Source organism: Bradyrhizobium sp. BR2003, assembly GCF_009720285.1.
Lineage (GTDB): Bacteria > Pseudomonadota > Alphaproteobacteria > Rhizobiales > Xanthobacteraceae > Bradyrhizobium > Bradyrhizobium elkanii.
This window is the reverse complement of record NZ_SMYJ01000014.1, coordinates 238,023-255,799: the sequence shown is the minus strand read 5'-3', so window position 1 is coordinate 255,799 and position 17,777 is coordinate 238,023. Positions and strand designations below refer to the sequence as shown.

Below are 17,777 nucleotides of genomic sequence, written 5' to 3'. Positions count from 1 at the left end.
GTGTTCCGGATCGATTGCGGTGAAAGCTTTGCGTGATGCGCAATATGGCACAAGGGAGCCATGGCTAAAATGCCATAGTTCCCTCGTTTTAGGACTCATGTAGCGGGTTAGTGCGCGACCCGCTCGACGGCGATCGCGGTGGCTTCGCCGCCGCCGATGCACAGCGCGGCAACGCCGCGCTTCAGGTTCTGCGCCTCCAGCGCGTGTAGCAGCGTCACGATCAGCCGCGCGCCGGTGGCGCCGATCGGATGGCCGAGCGCGCAGGCGCCGCCATTGATGTTCAGCCTGTCCCTGGAAATCCCGAGGTCGCGCTGCGCCGCCATCGCGACCACCGCAAACGCCTCGTTGATCTCGAACAGGTCGACATCGCCGACGCTCCAGCCGACCTTGTCGAGCAGTTTTCTGATCGCCGGGATCGGCGCTGTCGTGAACCACTGCGGCTCCTGGCTGTGGGTGGCGTGGCCCTTGATCTCGGCCAGAACGGGCAGTCCATCGCGATCGGCGAGCGAGCGCCGGCTGAGGATCAGCGCTGCCGCGCCGTCGGCATTGGCGGAGGAGGCGGCCGGCGTGATGGTGCCGCCCGCGCGGAATGCCGGCTTCAGGCCGGGGATTTTTGCCGGATCGACCTTCAGCGGGTGCTCGTCATTGGCGACGATGCGCGGGCCGGCCTTCTCGGCGAGTGTGATCGGCGCGATCTCCGCCTTGAAGGCGCCGCCCTCGACCGCCTTGCGGGCACGGCTCAGCGTCTCCATCGCGAACGCGTCCTGGTCGGCACGGGTGAACTGGTAGGCCTCCGCGGTCGCCTCGCCGAAATCGCCCATCGAGCGGCCGGTCTCGTAGGCGTCCTCGAGCCCGTCCATCATCATGTGGTCGATGATGCGGTCGTGGCCGGCGCGATAGCCGCCGCGCGCCTTCTGCAACAGATACGGCGCATTGCTCATGCTTTCCATGCCGCCGGACAGCACGATCTCGGCCGAGCCGGCCTTGATGATGTCGTGGGCCAGCATGGTCGCCTTCATGCCGGAGCCGCAGACCTTGTTGACGGTGGTGGCGCCGGTGGCGTCCGGCAGTCTGGCGCCGCGGGCGGCCTGGCGGGCAGGGGCCTGGCCCTGGCCGGCGGGCAGCACGTTGCCCATGAACACCTCGTCGATGCGCTCGGGCGCGAGTTTTGCGCGCTCCAGCGCAGCCCCGATCACGTGCGAGCCGAGCTTGTGCGCCGGCAGCGGCGCGAGCTCGCCCATGAAGCGGCCGAGCGGGGTGCGGGCGGCGGAGAGGATGACGACGGGATCGGTGCTGGTTGCCATGGCAGGAGTCCCTTTTTATGTCTGGGATTTGATTGAATTATTGTCATCATATGATGCAATGCAAAAAATGCAACTGCGGCTCTCATGACAAAATGTCGTGTTCGCATGAGTTGGGCCGGGATCGTTCCACCCTAACCAATGTCGCCCTGGCGAAAGCTAGGACACACAACCACTGCGTTCAGTGATGAACCGGATCGCGACCCCAGCGTCGCGCAACAACGGAGATTTGGGGTAATAGGTCCTGGCTTTCGCCGGCGAAGGCCGGGACCCATACGCCGCGGCGAATGTTGTAGGTGGGACTCGTCGTTGCAATCGTGCTTGAAATTTGCATCGGTGCTGGTTGCCAACAATCCGACGCGTTGAGGCAAGCTTCTAAGCACTTGAAGAGGCAAGCCGGTCTAGACGGCGTTGCATTAATCTTAGGAGCGCCAATGACCACGCTTCGAATCCATGACGATCGCAATGGAGCCCTCGCGCTTGATCTTCGCGATCTGATTGATCTGCTTGCTCCGCGCTCGCTGCAAGCCAGCTGGATGGTTTCGCCGGTCGTGCTGCATCAACCGGTGCTCGACCGCGCCTTTGAAGAATTCATGGTCGCCGGGGAAAACCAGCTCGCGGTGTTCGCAGCCAGCGGTGCGCCGGTCAGTGGTGCAGCGCTCTCGAAAGCCGCGCACGAAGCATCCCAGGTCATTTGGGGGCAGTTCGTCGGCACTCTCCAGCAACAGGACGGCACATGGATCATGATCCGCGCGGTCGACAGCACGTTCTACGAGGTCACGTCCTCTGATGAAGAGGTGCTCAGCGCCATCCGCTCGGCCTACAAGGACGTGCGAATTGCGTCCGGTCCGGTCACGTCAACACCGATTGCACCGGTTTGATGCAGTGTCGGCGTCGATCCATTCGCTCGCGCGGCTGACCTAATCCGACCGCCAGGCGCCGAGCAGAAATCGTCGCTTCGGCGCGGAGCCCGCTTGTTTCTGCAGGTCCGGCAGGTCGACGGCATGGCGCTGCATCAGCAGCCGGATTGCGACCGCGATGATCACAAAGGGCGTCAGGTAGATCGCGAAAACTTCGAAGGCGTTCATGTCGTCCTCCGCGGCTTCGGAACAGGCATGCTAGCACGATCATCTCGCGCGGGCGCCTAAAACTGTACCGGCGCCGCTGAGTTGGCGTTAACCGAATTCCCGAACGTCGATCAATTCAAGGTTGCGGAATACGGGTCTGTTTACCGATCCGGCGCTAGGGCTGGCGGATTGTGCAACAGTCCCGCCGCAATGTCCGTGATCGCCGTCGCTGCTGATTTCCTGCTACTGTTCCTGGTCTGGCGGCTCGGCTATGACCAGCGCGCGCTGATCGCCTGGAGCGTGCTGGCATGGGCGCTGCTGCTGACCTGCTACTTTGTGATGCCGGGACCGCGGCAGGACCTGGGCATGACCCCGGTCAACATCAACTACGTCTTCGGCACCAGCGACAGGGCGGCGCAAGGCTTCGTGCCGCCGCTGGTATGGCTGGCCGGCCTGATGATCGGCCTGCCGCTGCTCGCTTTCATACCCACCCATTTCATGCTGCGGCGCGCCGTGCCGCCGATGTAGGGCCTGCGACTCGCGAGGCTACGCCATCCCGTCGTTGCGGATACCATCGCGCATGGCCGCATGCGGCGGCTTCGATTGACACCAATCGGCTCGGCGCTACGCTGCTAGAACAGGGCATTTTCCTAAGCGACTCAAGACAGATTCAAAGCGCCGCAAGCACGACCAAGAACCAGAAGAACAAGGAAAAAGGGCAGGACACGCCGTGACACGCGTCATCGCGTCTTGAGCGGGGCCACGCGGACCTCCGCGCTCGCGCCGTTTCGTATCCGCAGCTATCGCTTTCAATGGCCGTCCGATCTGCTCACCTCCTGGGCGTTCGAGGTCGAGACGCTGGTGCTCGGCTGGTACATCATGGTCGAGACCGGCTCGGTGCTGCTGCTGACCGTGCTGGCGTCGCTGCAATATGTCGGCACGCTGGTCGCGCCGGTCGTCGGCATGATCGGCGACCGCATGGGGCACCGCGATCTCCTCGCCGTGATGCGCTTTGCCTATACGGCGCTCGCCGGCACCATCATGACGCTGGCGCTGACCGGGCATCTCGCCCCGCTGAACGTCATGATCATCGTCGCGATCATGGGCGTGATCCGCCCGTCGGATCTCGGCGTGCGTGGCGCGCTGCTCGCCGATATCATGCCGCCGGAGCAGCTGGTCGGCGCCATCAGCCTGGCGCGAACCACGCAGGACTCGGCGCGCATCGCAGGAGCCCTGACCGGGGCCGGATTGTTCGCGGCGCTCGGCATCGGCTATGTCTATGTCGGGATCGCCGGCTTCTATTTCGTCGCCGCCATCCTGATGCTCTGCATGAGCCGCCCGAAGTCGCACGGCGCGACCGATCTCGCGGCCGACGCGCCGGGTTCGAAGCTGCTGCGCGACCTCAAGGAGGGCATCGTCTATGCCTGGAGCGGCCCGGGGATGCGCGCCGCGCTCTGCGTCGCGTTCCTCGCCAACCTCACCGCGTTCCCGCTCACCAATGGTCTGTTGCCCTATGTCGCGCGCGACATCTTCCATACCGACCAGACCGGGCTCGGCTATCTCTCGGCAAGCTTCGCGGTGGGCTCGCTGATCGGCTCGATCACGCTCAGCATGGCCGGCGGGGTACGCATCGCGCGACTCCTGATCGGCGCGACGCTCGCCTGGTACGCCATGCTCCTGGTGTTCGTCGAGCTCCGGACCATGCCGGTGGCGATGGCCTGTCTGCTGCTCGCCGGCATCGCGCAGAGCATGTCGATGATTTCGGCCGCCGTGATGCTGATGCGCAATGCCAGCGCGCATCTGCGCGGCCGCGTCATGGGTGTGCGCATGATGGTGATCTACGGCCTGCCGCTCGGGCTGCTCGCCGCCGGCAGCCTGATCGACCTGATCGGCTACACCGCGACCGGCACGCTGCTCGCCGCCGCCGGCTTCATCGCCATGCTGGCGATCGCGCTGCACTGGCGCGCCGACCTTTGGCCGACCCACGCCCCGGCCAACGCAAGGTGAGGGGCGCGGCGCGATGCCGCGCCGCGGTCGCCGACGCGCCAAAAGGACGCGACAGCGCAGGCAAGCTGTCGTAGATCATTTTCAACGCTCCCATTCCAGCACCAAGACCTTTCATACTTTAGTACCGTAATGCTCCGTCTTTTGACCCGCCTTGGACTGCGCTTCGACGACATCGTCGAGGAGCGCCGATTTGTCGACCAGTACGTGAGGGGCAATATCGGCTGGACCCAGGTCGCGATGCTGCTCGGCGCTTTCACCTATGCCGGATATGCGTTCTGGGATTGGGTGCTCTATCCCGACGTCGTGGCGACCACGCTGGCAATCCGCGGCGGGGTCGCCGTGCTGGTCCTGCTGCCGCTCACCGCCTTGCTCTCGCTGCCCGCGATGAAGCCGTGGGCCGAGACGATCTTCCTCGTCTATTGCGTCATTCCAGGCTGCGTGCTGCCGAGCGTCTACCTCGTGCTGCCCTCGGGATTCACCTATGCGGCGCCCGGCATGATCATGGTGATCCTGTTCGTCTCGACCATGCTGCCGCTGCGGATCGGGCCGCTGGCGGTGTTCTGTCTCACGACATGGATTGCGCTGTGCACCGCTGAATCGCTCGGGCCTGCGTTGCCACCGGGCTTGCGCTTCATCAATCATTCGCTCGTCATCAACGCCTATGCGCTGTCGCTCTACGCCGTCGCCGCCCGCGAGTTCCGCGCGCGCCAGCAGTTCCGGACGGCGCAGGCGCTGAAGCAGGAAAAGGAGCGCTCGGAAGCCTCGTTGCGCGATTTGCACGCGACGCAATCGCACCTCGTGCAGGCCGAGAAGCTGGCCTCGCTCGGGCAACTCGTCGCCGGTGTCGCACACGAGGTCAGCACGCCGCTCGGCCTCGCGCTGACCACGTCAACCACCATGGAGGCGGACCTTCGCGCGATGAGCGAGGCGCTGAACGGCACCGCCGTCCGGCGCTCCGACCTGACAAGGGGCATTGCACGGATCGGGAACGGCCTTCGGCTGACCTCGGAAAACCTGCATCGGGCATCCGAGATGGTGCACAGCTTCAAGCAGGTCGCCATCCATCAGGCCGACGAGGAGCGTCACACGTTCGAACTCGGCGGCTGGCTCTCTGATCTGATCTCAAAGCTTGGGCCGCTGCTGTCCCGTCAGGGATTGGTCGTCGAAGTCACGTGCCCGCAAGGCATCATCCTCAACAGCTATCCCGGCGCGCTGGCGCAGGTGATCAGCAACCTGGCGTTCAACGCGGCGGCGCACGCCTATCCCGACGGCGGCGGCGGACGCTTCACCATGACGGTGACGCAGCCGGATCAGGCGCTCGCCCGGATCGCCTGCGCCGATCAGGGCGTCGGCATCCGCGAGGATTTGCAGGCCCGCGTGTTCGATCCGTTCTTCACCACCGGGCGGGAGCGGGGCAATATCGGGCTCGGTTTGCACATCGCCTTCAATACCGTGGTGTCGTCGTTGAGCGGCCGGATCGCGCTGGAGAGCGAGCCGGGCCGCGGCACGCTGGTCCTGATCGAGATCCCCGTCTCGAGCTGAGCGGGCCGCCTACCGCTTCCGGTCCAGGAATCCCTGCAGCAGCCGCTGCGGCTCGCCGGTCTGGAACGACTTTCCGAACACGCCGACGCTGACGTTGACCGATTCGGTCAGCGGCAGCTCTTCCCATTGCCGCAGCAGGTCCTTCTGGATCCGCAGCGCCTCGGGGCCGCATTCGAGCAGCGCCTTGACGGTGTGCTCGACGGCGTCGTCAAGGCCGCCGGGCTTTGCCACCGTGTCGACCAGGCCCCAGGCGAGTGCGGTTTGGGCGTCGATGTTCTCGGCGGTCATCATCAGCCAGCGGGCGCGGCCCCAGCCGATCAGGCGCGGCAGCAGCGCGGCGTGGATCACCGAGGGGATGCCGACGCGCACCTCGGGCATGCCGAACATCGCGTCATGCGCGGCAACGCGGACGTCGCAGGCGGCCGCGACCTCGAGGCCGCCGCCGAGGCACCAGCCGGGCAGGCGGGCGATCACCGGCGCCGGGAATTTGCGCACGGCCTCGCAGAGGTCGCGCAGCCGGCTGATGAATGCTTCAGCGGATTTTTGGTCGAGCGTCGCCATTTCCTTGATGTCGGCGCCGCCGATCATGCTGCGCTCGCTTTCGCCGGCGAGGATCACGACGCGGATGTCGCGGTCGGCGGCCACGTGCTCAAAGCCCTCACGCACGCCGTTGGTGACGGCTGAACTCACGATGTTCAGCTTGCCGGCGTTGCAGATCGTGAGGCGGACGACGCCTCTGGAGTCGCGGTCGATGCCGCAGTGGGGATTGAGCATGTCCATGGGTTGGTCCCGGCGCAGGAATCGATCGCGCCATGTCCCGGACAAAGCAGGTCGCTGTCAAGCGCCGGTCCTGCGGTTGCGCGGCGCGGTACGGACATATAGAATTATATTCATCATATAAATGGAGCCGTCATGACCGCCGCCGAAAGCATCGATCTTCATTCGCCCGATCTGCTGCGCGTCCGCATGGTGGAATGGCAGGCGCCCGGACCGGTGGCGAAGGCGGCGGCGCCGATGTCCGGGATCGAGGCGATGCGCGCGATCCGCGACGGCCGGTTGCCGCCGCCGCCGATGGCCAAACTGATCGGCTTCCGCATGGCGGTGGTCGACGAGGGCCGCATCGTGATGGAACTCGAGCCGCATGAGAGCCTCGAGAACACCGTCGGCCTGCTCCATGGCGCGACCGCCGCGGCGCTGCTCGATACCGCGATGGGCTGCGCGATCTCGACCATGCTGCCGGCGGGGCAGACCTCGGTCACGCTCGACCTCAAGCTGACCTATCTGCGGCCGCTGTCGGCGCGTTCGGGCACCATCAGCGCCGAAGGCAAGGTGATCAAGCTCGGCCGCCAGACTAGCTACACCGAGGGCTTCGTGCGCGACGGCAGGGGCAATCTTGCGGTGCACGCGACCGCGATATTCTCGATGCTCGGTGGGGAACCCAAAATGGCCGACACGGTGAAATAACTGCAGCATTCCGGCCGCAAATCTGCTATTATATGATTAGAAACATTCCATGAGACTGGCATGCGCTACTCGAAAGAACACAAGCAGGAGACCCACGCGCGGATCGTCAAGAAGGCCGCGACGCGGCTGCGCGAGCGGGGCGCGCACGGCATCGGCGTCGCCGACCTGATGAAGGACGCCGGCCTGACCCATGGCGGCTTCTACGCGCATTTCGATTCGCGCGAGGCGCTGGTGATCGAGGCCTTCAGCTACGCGATGGACCGCGCCATCGAGCGCTGGCGCAAGGTCGCCGCGGACACGCCGCCGGAGAAGCGGCTTTCAACCATCATCGATGGCTATCTTTCGGCGATGCACCGCGACGATCCCGGCCAGGGCTGCGCGATCCCGGCGCTCGGCGCCGAGATCGCCCGCGAAAGCCCGAAGACCCGCAAGGCGTTCGCCCTCAAGCTCGACCAGATGATCGACATGATGGCCGACCAGATCCTCGACGTGCCGCGCAAGGCCGCCCGCAAGCAGGCGACGGCGACGCTGGCGACCATGATGGGCACCATCGTGATGTCGCGCATCGCCGGCAGCGGCGAAATGTCCGACGAGATCCTGTCCGCGGGCCGCGAGGCGGTGCTGGCGCGTGCGACGGCCGCGAAGGCGCCGGCGAAGAAGAAGGTGAATTAGCCGCGATCTTTCCCTATCGTCGTCCCGGCGAAGGCGGGACCCATTACCCCAAGTATCAGTTGTTTGACCTCGCTGGTGCCGTCATGTCGCCAACGATGCGCACTCGTGGTTATGGGTCCCGGCCTTCGCCGGAACGACGGAGAGACTACATCCCGCTGAACAGCGCGCGCTCGGCTTCCACCGTCTCGTAGATGTAATCCGCCACGGCGCGGATGCGGGCGAGGTCCTTGCTGTCGGCGTGCATCAGGAGCCAGAAGGTGCGGGAGATACGCACCTCGTCCGGCAGCACCGGCCGCAACTCGGGGTGGGCTGTAGCCATGAAGTGCGGCAGCACCGCGATGCCGAAGCCGGCGATGGTGGCGTTGAGCTGCGCGATCAGATTGGCGCTGCGGAATTTCGCGGAGATCTTTGGCGAGACCTGCGGCAGGTAGTCGAGCTCCGGCGTGAACAAGAGCTCCTCGATGTAGCCGACGAAGCGATGCCGCGGCAGGTCGGCGCGTGCGGCGATGACAGGCGCCTGGGCGAGATAGGCGGGTGCGGCATAAAGCCCGAGCGTGTAGTCCAGGAGCTTGCGGCCGACGATGCGGCCTTCCTTCGGCATCGTCAGGCTGATCGCGATGTCGGCCTCGCGCTTGGAGAGCGAGAACAGCCGCGCGGTGGCGACGAGCTGCAGATCGAGATCGGGATACCGCTCGGTGAACTTGACCAGCCGCGAGGCCAGGAAGTGACTGCCGAAGCCGTCGGGCGCGCCGATCCGCACGGTGCCGGTAAGATGGGCGCGCGAGCCGCCGACCGCCTCCTGGTTGGCGACGATGGTGGATTCCATCGCCTCCGCGCTGTCGGCGACGCGCTGGCCGGCCTCAGTCAGCAGATAGCCGGTCTTGCGCCGATCAAACAGTTTTGCGGAAAGGTGGCGCTCCAGCCGGTCGACACGGCGGATCACTGTGGCATGATCGACGCCGAGCTGCTTGGCGGCAGCTGAAACCGACCCGCCGCGCACGATTGCGAGCACGAAACGGAAGTCGTCCCAGTCGATTGTGCCGCCGCCTTGATCCAGCATTTCCGCACATCTATGGTGCAATTTATCGGACTTGAATCCCATAAAATGCAGGGTCAATAGGGTTTGTAAAGCGATCCTGCCGCGAGGAGCGGCGATTCAGGTGCTTCAGGGAGGTTTTTCCATGCGCTCAATCGGACATTTCATCGGTGGCGAGGAGGTCAAGGGCACGTCGGGCCGCACGGCTGACGTCTTCGAGCCGATGACCGGCGAGGTCCAGGCCAAGGTGGCGCTGGCCTCCAAGGCCGAGCTCCGCGCCGCGGTCGAGAACGCCAAGGCCGCGCAGCCGGAATGGGCCGCCACCAACCCGCAGCGCCGCGCCCGCGTCATGATGCGGTTCCTCGAGCTGGTGCAGCGCGACTACGACAAGCTCGCCGAGCTGCTGGCGCGCGAGCACGGCAAGACCGTTCCCGACGCCAAAGGCGACATCCAGCGAGGCCTCGAGGTCGCCGAGTTTGCCTGCGGCATCCCGCATTTGATGAAGGGCGAGTACACCGAGGGCGCCGGCCCCGGCATCGACATCTATTCGATGCGCCAGCCGCTCGGCGTGGTCGCCGGCATCACGCCGTTCAATTTCCCGGCGATGATCCCGATGTGGAAGTTCGCGCCGGCGATCGCCTGCGGCAACGCCTTCATCCTGAAGCCGTCGGAGCGCGATCCCGGCGTGCCGATGGCGCTCGCCGAACTGATGATCGAGGCGGGCCTGCCGGCCGGCATCCTGAACGTCGTCAACGGCGACAAGGAGGCGGTCGACGCCATCCTCGACGATCCCGATATCAAGGCGATCGGCTTCGTCGGCTCGACCCCGATCGCGCAGTATATCTACGAGCGCGCCGCGCAGACCGGCAAGCGCTGCCAGTGCTTCGGCGGCGCCAAGAACCACGCCATCGTGATGCCGGATGCCGACATGGACCAGACCGTCGATGCGCTGATCGGCGCCGGCTACGGCTCCGCCGGCGAGCGCTGCATGGCGGTCTCGGTCGCAGTCCCCGTCGGCAAGACCACCGCCGACCGTCTGATGGAGAAGCTGATCCCGCGCGTCGAGTCGCTCAAGATCGGCACCTCGGTCGATCCGTCGGCCGATTACGGCCCGCTGGTGACCCGCGAGGCGGTCGAGAAGGTCAAGAACTACATCGACATCGGCATCAAGGAAGGCGCGACGCTCGCGGTCGACGGTCGTGGCTTCAAGATGCAGGGCTACGAGAAGGGCTTCTATCTCGGCGGTTCGCTGTTCGACAACGTCACCAAGGACATGCGGATCTACAAGGAAGAGATCTTCGGCCCGGTGCTCTCGGTGGTGCGCGCCCACGACTATCACGAGGCGCTGGCGCTGCCGTCCGACCATGACTACGGCAATGGTGTCGCGATCTTCACCCGCGACGGCGACGCCGCGCGCGACTTCGCCGCCAAGGTCAATGTCGGCATGGTCGGCATCAACGTGCCGATCCCGGTGCCGATCGCCTATTACACCTTCGGCGGCTGGAAGAAGTCCGGCTTCGGCGATCTCAACCAGCACGGTCCGGACTCGATCCGCTTCTACACCAAGACCAAGACGGTGACCTCGCGTTGGCCGTCCGGCGTCAAGGAAGGCGCGGAGTTCTCGATCCCGACGATGAAGTAGACTCGTCCCGAGAGGCGAAGCATGCAGTTCGCTCTCAACGAGGACCAGATCGCGGTTCGCGACATGGCGCGGGCGTTTGCGGCGGAGAAGATCGCGCCGCATGCGCTCGAATGGGACGAGACAAAGCACTTTCCGGTCGACGTGATGCGCGAGGCGGCCGGCCTCGGCATCGGCGGCATCTATATCAGGGACGATGTCGGCGGCTCGGCGATGACGCGGTTCGACGCCGCGTTGATCTTCGAGGCGTTGGCGACGGGGTGCCCGACCACGTCGGCCTTCATCTCGATCCACAACATGGCGTCCTGGATGATCGATGCCTATGGCAACGACACCCAGCGCCACACATGGCTGCCGAAGCTCTGCACCATGGAACTGATCGCCAGCTACTGCCTCACCGAGCCGGGCGCCGGCTCTGACGCCGCTGCGCTGCGCACCCGTGCGGTACGCGACGGCGATCACTACGTGCTCAATGGCCAGAAGCAGTTCATCTCGGGCGCCGGCAGCACCGACCTGCTGGTGGCGATGGTCCGCACCGGCGGCGATGGTCCGGGCGGCGTCTCGACGCTGGTGATCGACGGCAAGACGCCGGGCGTGTCGTTCGGCAACAATGAGCGCAAGATGGGCTGGAATGCGCAGCCGACCCGCGCCGTGATGTTCGAGAACGCGTGCGTGCCGGTCGCGAACCGGCTCGGCGAGGAGGGCATCGGCTTCAAGATCGCGATGGCCGGGCTCGACGGCGGCCGGCTCAACATCGCGGCGTGCTCGCTCGGCGGCGCGCAGGCGGCGCTCGACAAGGCGCTGGCCTACATGAGGGACCGCAAGGCTTTCGGGAAGCGCCTCGACGAGTTCCAGGCGCTGCAGTTCAAGATCGCCGACATGGCGACCGAACTGGAAGCCGCGCGCACCTTCCTGTGGCGCGCGGCCGCGGCGCTCGACCGCAAGGATCCGGACGCTTCCATGCTGTGCGCGATGGCAAAGCGGTTCGGTACCGACGTCGGCTTCGAGGTCGCCAACCAGGCGCTGCAACTGCATGGCGGCTACGGCTATCTCAGCGAATACGGCGTCGAGAAGATCGTGCGCGATCTGCGCGTGCACCAGATCCTTGAAGGCACCAATGAAATCATGCGGCTGATCGTGTCGCGCAAGTTGATCGAGGGCGCGCGATGAACGATGCGGCAGCGGCCGAAGGCGATCTGATCGCGCGCAAGGAAGGTTCTGCCGGCATCATCCGGCTGAACCGGCCGAAGGCGATCAATGCCGTGACGCTGGAGATGTTCCACGACATCGACAGGGCGCTCAACCTGTTCGAGGCCGATGGCGATGTCGCTGTCGTCGTGCTGGAAGGCGCCGGCGACCGCGGCCTGTGCGCCGGCGGCGATATCCGCGCACTCTGGGAAAGCTCCAGGGTCAAGGGCGATCTCGGCAAGATCCTGTGGCGCGACGAATACATCCTCAACGCGCGGATCAAGAAATTCCCAAAACCCTACGTCGCCTTCATGGATGGCATCGTGATGGGCGGCGGCGTCGGGCTGTCGGCGCACAGCCGCCACCGCGTGGTGACGGAGCGGACCAAGCTCGCGATGCCCGAGGTCGGGCTCGGCTTCTTCCCCGATGTCGGCGGCACCTATCTGCTGTCGCGCTCGCCCGGCGAGATCGGCACCTATTTCGGGCTGACCGGCACCACCATGAACGGTCCCGATGCGATCTACGCCAAGTTCGCCGATGCAGTAGTGCCGAGCGCGAAGCTGCCGGCGCTGCGCGAGGCGCTGACCAAGGTTGCGCCGGGCACGGGTTCGGCCGAGATCGACCGGCTGATCGGAGGCTTTGCCATCGGCGAGACGGCTGGCCCCGTCGCCGCGATGCAGGCCAGGATCGATGGCTGGTTCGCGCGCGGCCGGATGCAGGACGTCGTCGCCGCGCTGACGGCCGACGGCTCCGACATGGCACGGGGCACGCTGAAGACGCTCGGCGAGAAGTCGCCGCGCGGCATGGTGGTGACGCTGAAATTGCTGCGGCTCGCGCGCGAGACCGCGACGCTGGAGGAGTGCCTGGTGCGCGAATATCGCGCCGCGCTCGAAGTGTTCGCGAGCGACGATTTCCGCGAGGGCGTGCGCGCCGCCGTGATCGACAAGGATCGCAATCCGACATGGTCGCCGCCCCGGATCGAACAAGTGACGCCTGAGATGGTCGCGCCTTACTTCGCCGAGATCGGCGCCGACGAATTGAAATTTCCAGACAGCAAATAGAAACGTCGCAAGCGGAGGACTTCCCATGGCAAACGTCGCATTCATCGGGCTCGGCAATATGGGCGGGCCGATGGCGGCCAATCTGGTCAAGGCCGGCCACAAGGTGACCGCGTTCGATCTGGTCGCGGCATCCCGCGATCAGGCCAAGAGCGACGGTGCCGCGATCGCCGAGAGTGGCGTCGGCGCGGTGAAGGGCGCCGATGTCGTCATCACCATGCTGCCCGCCGGCAAGCATGTGCTCGGCGTCTGGAACGAGGTGCTTCCGGCGATGGCCAAGGGCGCGCTGATCATCGACTGCTCGACCATCGACGTCGAAAGCGCCAAGCAGGCGCATGCGCTGGCTGCCAAGCACGGCATGGCCTCGGTCGATGCGCCGGTCTCCGGCGGCACCGGCGGCGCCAAGGGCGCGACGCTGACCTTCATGTGCGGCGGCGAGCCGAAGGCATTCGCGGCGGCCCAGCCGATGTTGGCCAACATGGGCAAGAAGATCGTGCATTGCGGCACGGGCGGTGCCGGGCAGGCGGCCAAGATCTGCAACAACATGATCCTCGGCATTTCCATGATCGCGGTTGGCGAAGCCTTCGTGCTGGCCGAAAAGCTCGGCCTGTCGCATCAGGCGCTGTTCGACGTCGCCTCGACCTCGTCGGGACAGTGCTGGTCGCTGACCACCTATTGCCCGGTTCCCGGTCCGGTGCCGACCTCGCCGGCCAACAACGACTACAAGCCGGGTTTTGCTTCGAACCTGATGGTCAAGGACCTGACCTTGGCGCAAGACGCCGCCAATGCCGCCGGCGCGGTCACACCGCTCGGCAAGCACGCGCAGGAGATCTATAAGACCTTCGACGCGTCGGGCCACGGCGGGGTCGACTTTTCCGGAATTATCCAGCACGTTCGCAGCCTCGCTGGAAAGTAGCTGTGCACTCGTAGCCCGGATGGAGCGCAGCGAAATCCGGGACTGCTTTATCGACTGGCGCGACCGCCCCCGGATTGCGCTTCGCTCCATCCGGGCTACGCTTGACGGTGACGCTGGTTGCCAATCAACGGGCTCGGAAGAAGATGACCACATTTCAGGACGCACGCGCCTTTCTGCTCAAGCACCGCACCGAGTACGATGCCGCGGTGAAGGGATTTCGCTGGCCCGATCCGGTGCCGTTCAACTGGGCGCTCGACTGGTTCGACGCCGAGCTGGCGCACAATGCTGACAGCCGCGACCGGCCGGCGCTCTGGATCGTCGATGCCGCCAGCGGCAACGAAACCAAGCTTTCCTTCGCCGAGCTGTCGCGCCGCTCAAACCGGGTTGCGAATTTCCTGCGCGCGCAGGGGCTGAAGCGCGGCGATCATCTGTTGCTGCTGCTCGGCAATGTGGTACCGCTATGGGAGACCATGCTGGCGGCGATGAAGCTCGGCGTCGTCGTGATCCCCGCGACCACGCTATTGACCGCGGATGAGTTGCGCGACCGGCTCGACCGCGGCAAGGCGAGGGCGGTGGTTGCGACCCAGGATCAGGTCGCGAAGTTCGCAGGCCTCGGCAGCGACCAGTTCGTCCGCATCGTGGTCGGCGCGACGCAGGCGCAGGACGGCTGGCTGCCGTTTGAGGATGCCGCCAGGCAGTCCGATGCATTCGCGCCCGATGGCCCGACCGGGGCCGACGACCCGATGCTGCTCTATTTCACCTCGGGCACCACGGCAAAGCCGAAGCTGGTGCGGCACAGCCAGCGCAGCTATCCGGTCGGCCATCTTTCGACCATGTACTGGATCGGCCTGCAACCCGCCGACATCCATCTCAACATCTCTTCGCCCGGCTGGGCCAAGCATGCCTGGAGCTGCTTCTTCGCGCCGTGGAATGCCGGCGCTGCGATCTTTATCGCGAACCAGCCGCGCTTCGAGGCGAAAGGATTGCTCTCGATCATTGGCCGCTGCGGCGTCACCACGCTGTGCGCGCCGCCGACGGTGTGGCGGATGTTCATCCAGGAGGATCTCGCGAGCTTCAAGGTCTCGCTGCGCGAGGTGTGCGGCGCCGGCGAGCCGCTCAACCCTGAGATCATCGATCAGGTCAAATCGGCCTGGGGCCTCACCATCCGCGACGGCTACGGCCAGACCGAAACCACCGCGCTGGCCGGCAACTCGCCGGGACAGAAGGTGAAGGTCGGCTCGATGGGCCGGCCGCTGCCGGGTTATCGCGTGCAGGTCACCGACAATGACGGCCACGCCGCGAAGGAGGGCGAGGTGACCTTGCTGCTCGGCGCAGACCGGCCCGCGGGCCTGATGCAGGGCTACCAGGGCGACGACGGCAAGCTGATCGGCACCGACGGCGAAATCTATCGCAGCGGCGACGTCGTGTTCACCGATGACGAGGGCTATCTCACCTTCGTCGGCCGCACCGACGACGTGTTCAAATCCTCCGACTACCGCATCTCGCCGTTCGAGCTGGAAAGCGTGCTGCTCGAGCACGACGCGGTGGCGGAAGCCGCCGTGGTGCCGAGCCCGGATCCGATCCGGCTCGCGGTTCCCAAGGCCTATGTGCTGCTGGTGTCGGGTGTCGAGCGCACGCCGGAGACCGCGCTGTCGATCTTCAAACATTTGCACACGCGGCTCGCACCGTTTAAACGCATCCGCAAGCTCGAACTGGTCACCGAACTGCCGAAGACGATTTCTGGAAAAATCCGTCGCGTGCAGTTGCGCCGGCTCGAACATGACGATGTCAGAAGCGATGCGTTGCGCGGGCTCGAGTTCCGCGAGGAAGAATTTCCGGAGCTGCAGAAGGTGCGGACCTCCGGTTAGCAGAGGTTAGCCAATGAACGAAGTCTGGAAGAAGCCGCCGGTGTCGCTGGAAATCTACCAGGGCATGGTCGGCAAGGAGATCGGCGTGTCCTCGTGGCATCTGCTCGATCAGGGCCGCATCGACACCTATGCCGACGTGATCGAGGATCACCAGTTCATCCATGTCGATCCCGAGCGCGCCAGGAAGGAGACCGCCTTCGGCACCACGATCGCCCATGGCTTCCTCACGATGTCGCTGATGTCGATCATGTCCTACGAGGTGATGCCGGTGCTCGAGGGCACCGCGATGGGCGTCAACTACGGCTTCGACAAGCTGCGCTTCATCTCGCCGGTGCGGTCCGGAAAACGTGTTCGCGGCCGCTTCGTGCTGGCCGAAGCCACGCTGCGCAAGCCGAAGGAGTTGTTGTCGCGCACCAACGTCACGGTCGAGATCGAAGGCGAGGAAAAGCCCGCGCTGGTCGCCGACTGGCTCGGCCTGATCTATTTCAGCTGAGGGTCGCAAGACGCGGTTGTGTTGCAACCGCGAAGGGTTGCGCCACCTCTCCCGCAAGCGGGGGAGGTGGAGCGAGCCACCCCCATCTGTTTTTTGAGCGGTGCGCTGCTCTGGTCTATGTAGCGGATTGACGGCTGTGTTCCCTGGTGTCCATGATGCCCGCTTTAGGCGGTGCGGTCCCGGGAGTGGCAGCCATGGTGCAAAACATCGTCGCCGGAATTGTCGTAGTCGCTTTGATTGTGATCGGTGCGATTAGCTACGCTCAAGAGCATCACGAGTGCTGGAGCGGGCATCTGCTCAAAAGCCTGAAACCCTGCGGGTCGATGACCCCTTCGGTCTAGCGCGCCCGGTGGCCGTGCCTGGCTGCCCCGGCCGGGCTTGACCCGGCCATCCATCGCTGCTCAAAAGTACCCAACCTTTTCATGCCGCTCGGGCGTGCACGCTCTCCCCTTGTGGGAGAGGGTGGAGAAATCGAGCGGAGCGAGATGAAGCCGGGTGAGGGATCTCTCTCCGCGTGCTCATCCGTGGAGAGAGCCCCTCATCCGGCGCGCTCGCCGCGCCACCTTCTCCCACAAGGCGAGAAGGGAAGTCAGAGCAGGAATGCAAGCATGGCAATCAGGTTTGACGGACGCGTCGCTATCGTCACCGGCGCGGGCAATGGTCTCGGACGGGCGCATGCGCTGGGGCTCGCCAGCCGCGGCGCCAAGGTCGTGGTCAACGATTTCGGCGGCGCGCGCGACGGCACCGGCGGCTCGCTGTCGCCGGCCGAGACCGTGGTCGAGGAGATCCGCAAGGCCGGCGGCACCGCGATGGCCGACGGCGCCGACGTCTCGAACTTCGAGCAGGTCACCGCGATGGTCGAGCGCGCCACCAAGGAGTGGGGCAGCGTCGATCTGTTGTGCGCCAATGCCGGCATCCTGCGCGACAAGTCGTTCGCCAAGCTCGAGGTCGCCGACTGGGCCAAGGTGCTCGACGTGCATCTCACCGGCAGCTTCTACTGCTGCAAGGCGGTCTGGGCCGGCATGCGCGAGCGCAATTACGGCCGCATCGTGCTGACCACTTCGTCGTCCGGCCTGTTCGGCAATTTCGGCCAGACCAATTACGGCGCGGCGAAGGCCGGTATGGTCGGCCTGATGAACGTGCTCGCCGAAGAGGGCCGCAAGAACAACATCAAGGTCAACACCATCTCGCCGACGGCTGCGACCCGCATGACCGAGGAACTGCTGCCGCCGCAGGCGCTGGCGCTGATGAAGCCGGAAGCGATAACGCCCGCGGTCGAATTCCTGCTCTCGGAGGACGCTCCGACCCGCACCATCATGGGCGCCGGCGCCGGCTCGTTTGCGGTGATCCGCGTGCTGGAGACCGAAGGCGTCAACCTGCCGCAGTCCGAATGGACGCCGGACGGCGTCGCCGCGCACTTCAATGCGATCAGCGACATGTCGACCGCGAAGGCGCTGCAGGGCGCGTTCGAGCAGACACAGAAGTATGTCGCCCAGGCCGCCGCGCGGGCCGGGATCAAGCTCTGA

18 protein-coding genes are annotated in these 17,777 nt (G+C 65.5%); 14 read left to right on the top strand and 4 right to left on the bottom strand.

What is annotated here, in order from left to right; translation table 11 throughout:
• Positions 1 to 107 precede the first annotated feature (107 nt).
• A complete protein-coding gene (locus E2I15_RS09665) occupies positions 108 to 1,304 on the bottom strand; it encodes an acetyl-CoA C-acyltransferase (protein ID WP_137479658.1) in 1,197 nt (398 codons plus the stop codon).
• Between the two features lie 431 nt (positions 1,305 to 1,735).
• Here E2I15_RS09665 and E2I15_RS09660 point away from each other — a divergent pair, with 431 nt between their 5' ends.
• The gene (locus E2I15_RS09660; protein WP_137479659.1) at positions 1,736 to 2,182 is read left to right on the top strand and encodes a hypothetical protein; all 447 of its coding nucleotides are present in this window, start codon (positions 1,736 to 1,738) and stop codon (positions 2,180 to 2,182) included.
• Positions 2,183 to 2,221: 39 nt separating this feature from the next.
• Here E2I15_RS09660 and E2I15_RS38705 read toward each other — a convergent pair whose 3' ends face one another.
• A complete protein-coding gene (locus E2I15_RS38705) occupies positions 2,222 to 2,389 on the bottom strand; it encodes a hypothetical protein (RefSeq protein ID WP_170991575.1) in 168 nt (55 codons plus the stop codon).
• 189 nt (positions 2,390 to 2,578) lie between these two features.
• On the opposite strand from E2I15_RS38705, the gene E2I15_RS09655 reads away from it, so the two are divergent.
• From E2I15_RS09655 to E2I15_RS09645, 3 genes are all read left to right on the top strand, one after another.
• Positions 2,579 to 2,896: a hypothetical protein gene (locus E2I15_RS09655; protein WP_196238895.1), complete on the top strand. Its 318-nt coding sequence runs from the start codon at positions 2,579 to 2,581 to the stop codon at positions 2,894 to 2,896.
• Positions 2,897 to 3,118: 222 nt separating this feature from the next.
• Positions 3,119 to 4,375 carry an MFS transporter gene (locus E2I15_RS09650; protein WP_137479660.1) on the top strand — a complete coding sequence of 419 codons (1,257 nt, stop codon included), beginning with the start codon at positions 3,119 to 3,121 and terminating at the stop codon, positions 4,373 to 4,375.
• A 129-nt stretch (positions 4,376 to 4,504) separates the two neighbouring features.
• On the top strand, positions 4,505 to 5,917 hold the full coding sequence (locus E2I15_RS09645; protein WP_137479661.1) for a sensor histidine kinase: 1,413 nt from the start codon (positions 4,505 to 4,507) through the stop codon (positions 5,915 to 5,917).
• Positions 5,918 to 5,926: 9 nt separating this feature from the next.
• Here E2I15_RS09645 and E2I15_RS09640 read toward each other — a convergent pair whose 3' ends face one another.
• Positions 5,927 to 6,697, bottom strand: a complete 771-nt coding sequence (locus E2I15_RS09640; protein ID WP_137479662.1) for an enoyl-CoA hydratase — start codon at positions 6,695 to 6,697, stop codon at positions 5,927 to 5,929.
• 132 nt (positions 6,698 to 6,829) lie between these two features.
• Between E2I15_RS09640 and E2I15_RS09635 the strand changes: the two genes are divergently transcribed.
• Both E2I15_RS09635 and E2I15_RS09630 read left to right on the top strand, forming a co-directional pair.
• Entirely contained in the window at positions 6,830 to 7,381 is a 552-nt protein-coding gene (locus tag E2I15_RS09635; protein ID WP_137479663.1) for a PaaI family thioesterase, read from the top strand.
• Between the two features lie 60 nt (positions 7,382 to 7,441).
• Positions 7,442 to 8,053 carry a TetR/AcrR family transcriptional regulator gene (locus E2I15_RS09630; protein ID WP_137479664.1) on the top strand — a complete coding sequence of 204 codons (612 nt, stop codon included), beginning with the start codon at positions 7,442 to 7,444 and terminating at the stop codon, positions 8,051 to 8,053.
• Positions 8,054 to 8,198: 145 nt separating this feature from the next.
• On the opposite strand, the gene E2I15_RS09625 is transcribed toward E2I15_RS09630, so the two are convergent.
• Entirely contained in the window at positions 8,199 to 9,113 is a 915-nt protein-coding gene (locus E2I15_RS09625; RefSeq protein WP_137479665.1) for a LysR family transcriptional regulator, read from the bottom strand.
• A gap of 121 nt (positions 9,114 to 9,234) precedes the next feature.
• On the opposite strand from E2I15_RS09625, the gene E2I15_RS09620 reads away from it, so the two are divergent.
• From E2I15_RS09620 to E2I15_RS09585, 8 genes are all read left to right on the top strand, one after another.
• Positions 9,235 to 10,731, top strand: a complete 1,497-nt coding sequence (locus tag E2I15_RS09620; RefSeq protein WP_137479666.1) for a CoA-acylating methylmalonate-semialdehyde dehydrogenase — start codon at positions 9,235 to 9,237, stop codon at positions 10,729 to 10,731.
• Between the two features lie 21 nt (positions 10,732 to 10,752).
• The gene (locus E2I15_RS09615; protein ID WP_137479667.1) at positions 10,753 to 11,898 is read left to right on the top strand and encodes an isobutyryl-CoA dehydrogenase; all 1,146 of its coding nucleotides are present in this window, start codon (positions 10,753 to 10,755) and stop codon (positions 11,896 to 11,898) included.
• Positions 11,895 to 12,977, top strand: coding sequence for an enoyl-CoA hydratase/isomerase family protein (locus tag E2I15_RS09610; RefSeq protein WP_137479668.1), 1,083 nt, complete (start codon positions 11,895 to 11,897; stop codon positions 12,975 to 12,977). The genes E2I15_RS09615 and E2I15_RS09610 overlap by 4 nt, the downstream gene beginning before the upstream one ends.
• Before the next feature lie 25 nt (positions 12,978 to 13,002).
• Entirely contained in the window at positions 13,003 to 13,890 is an 888-nt protein-coding gene (gene mmsB / locus E2I15_RS09605) for a 3-hydroxyisobutyrate dehydrogenase (protein ID WP_137479669.1), read from the top strand.
• Positions 13,891 to 14,033: 143 nt separating this feature from the next.
• A complete protein-coding gene (locus tag E2I15_RS09600; RefSeq protein WP_137479670.1) occupies positions 14,034 to 15,758 on the top strand; it encodes an AMP-binding protein in 1,725 nt (574 codons plus the stop codon).
• Positions 15,759 to 15,771: 13 nt separating this feature from the next.
• Positions 15,772 to 16,251 (top strand): MaoC family dehydratase, encoded by a 480-nt coding sequence (locus E2I15_RS09595; RefSeq protein ID WP_137479671.1) that lies wholly within the window; start codon positions 15,772 to 15,774, stop codon positions 16,249 to 16,251.
• Between the two features lie 194 nt (positions 16,252 to 16,445).
• Entirely contained in the window at positions 16,446 to 16,592 is a 147-nt protein-coding gene (locus E2I15_RS09590; RefSeq protein WP_225159189.1) for a hypothetical protein, read from the top strand.
• A 267-nt stretch (positions 16,593 to 16,859) separates the two neighbouring features.
• On the top strand, positions 16,860 to 17,777 hold the full coding sequence (locus E2I15_RS09585) for an SDR family NAD(P)-dependent oxidoreductase (protein ID WP_137479672.1): 918 nt from the start codon (positions 16,860 to 16,862) through the stop codon (positions 17,775 to 17,777).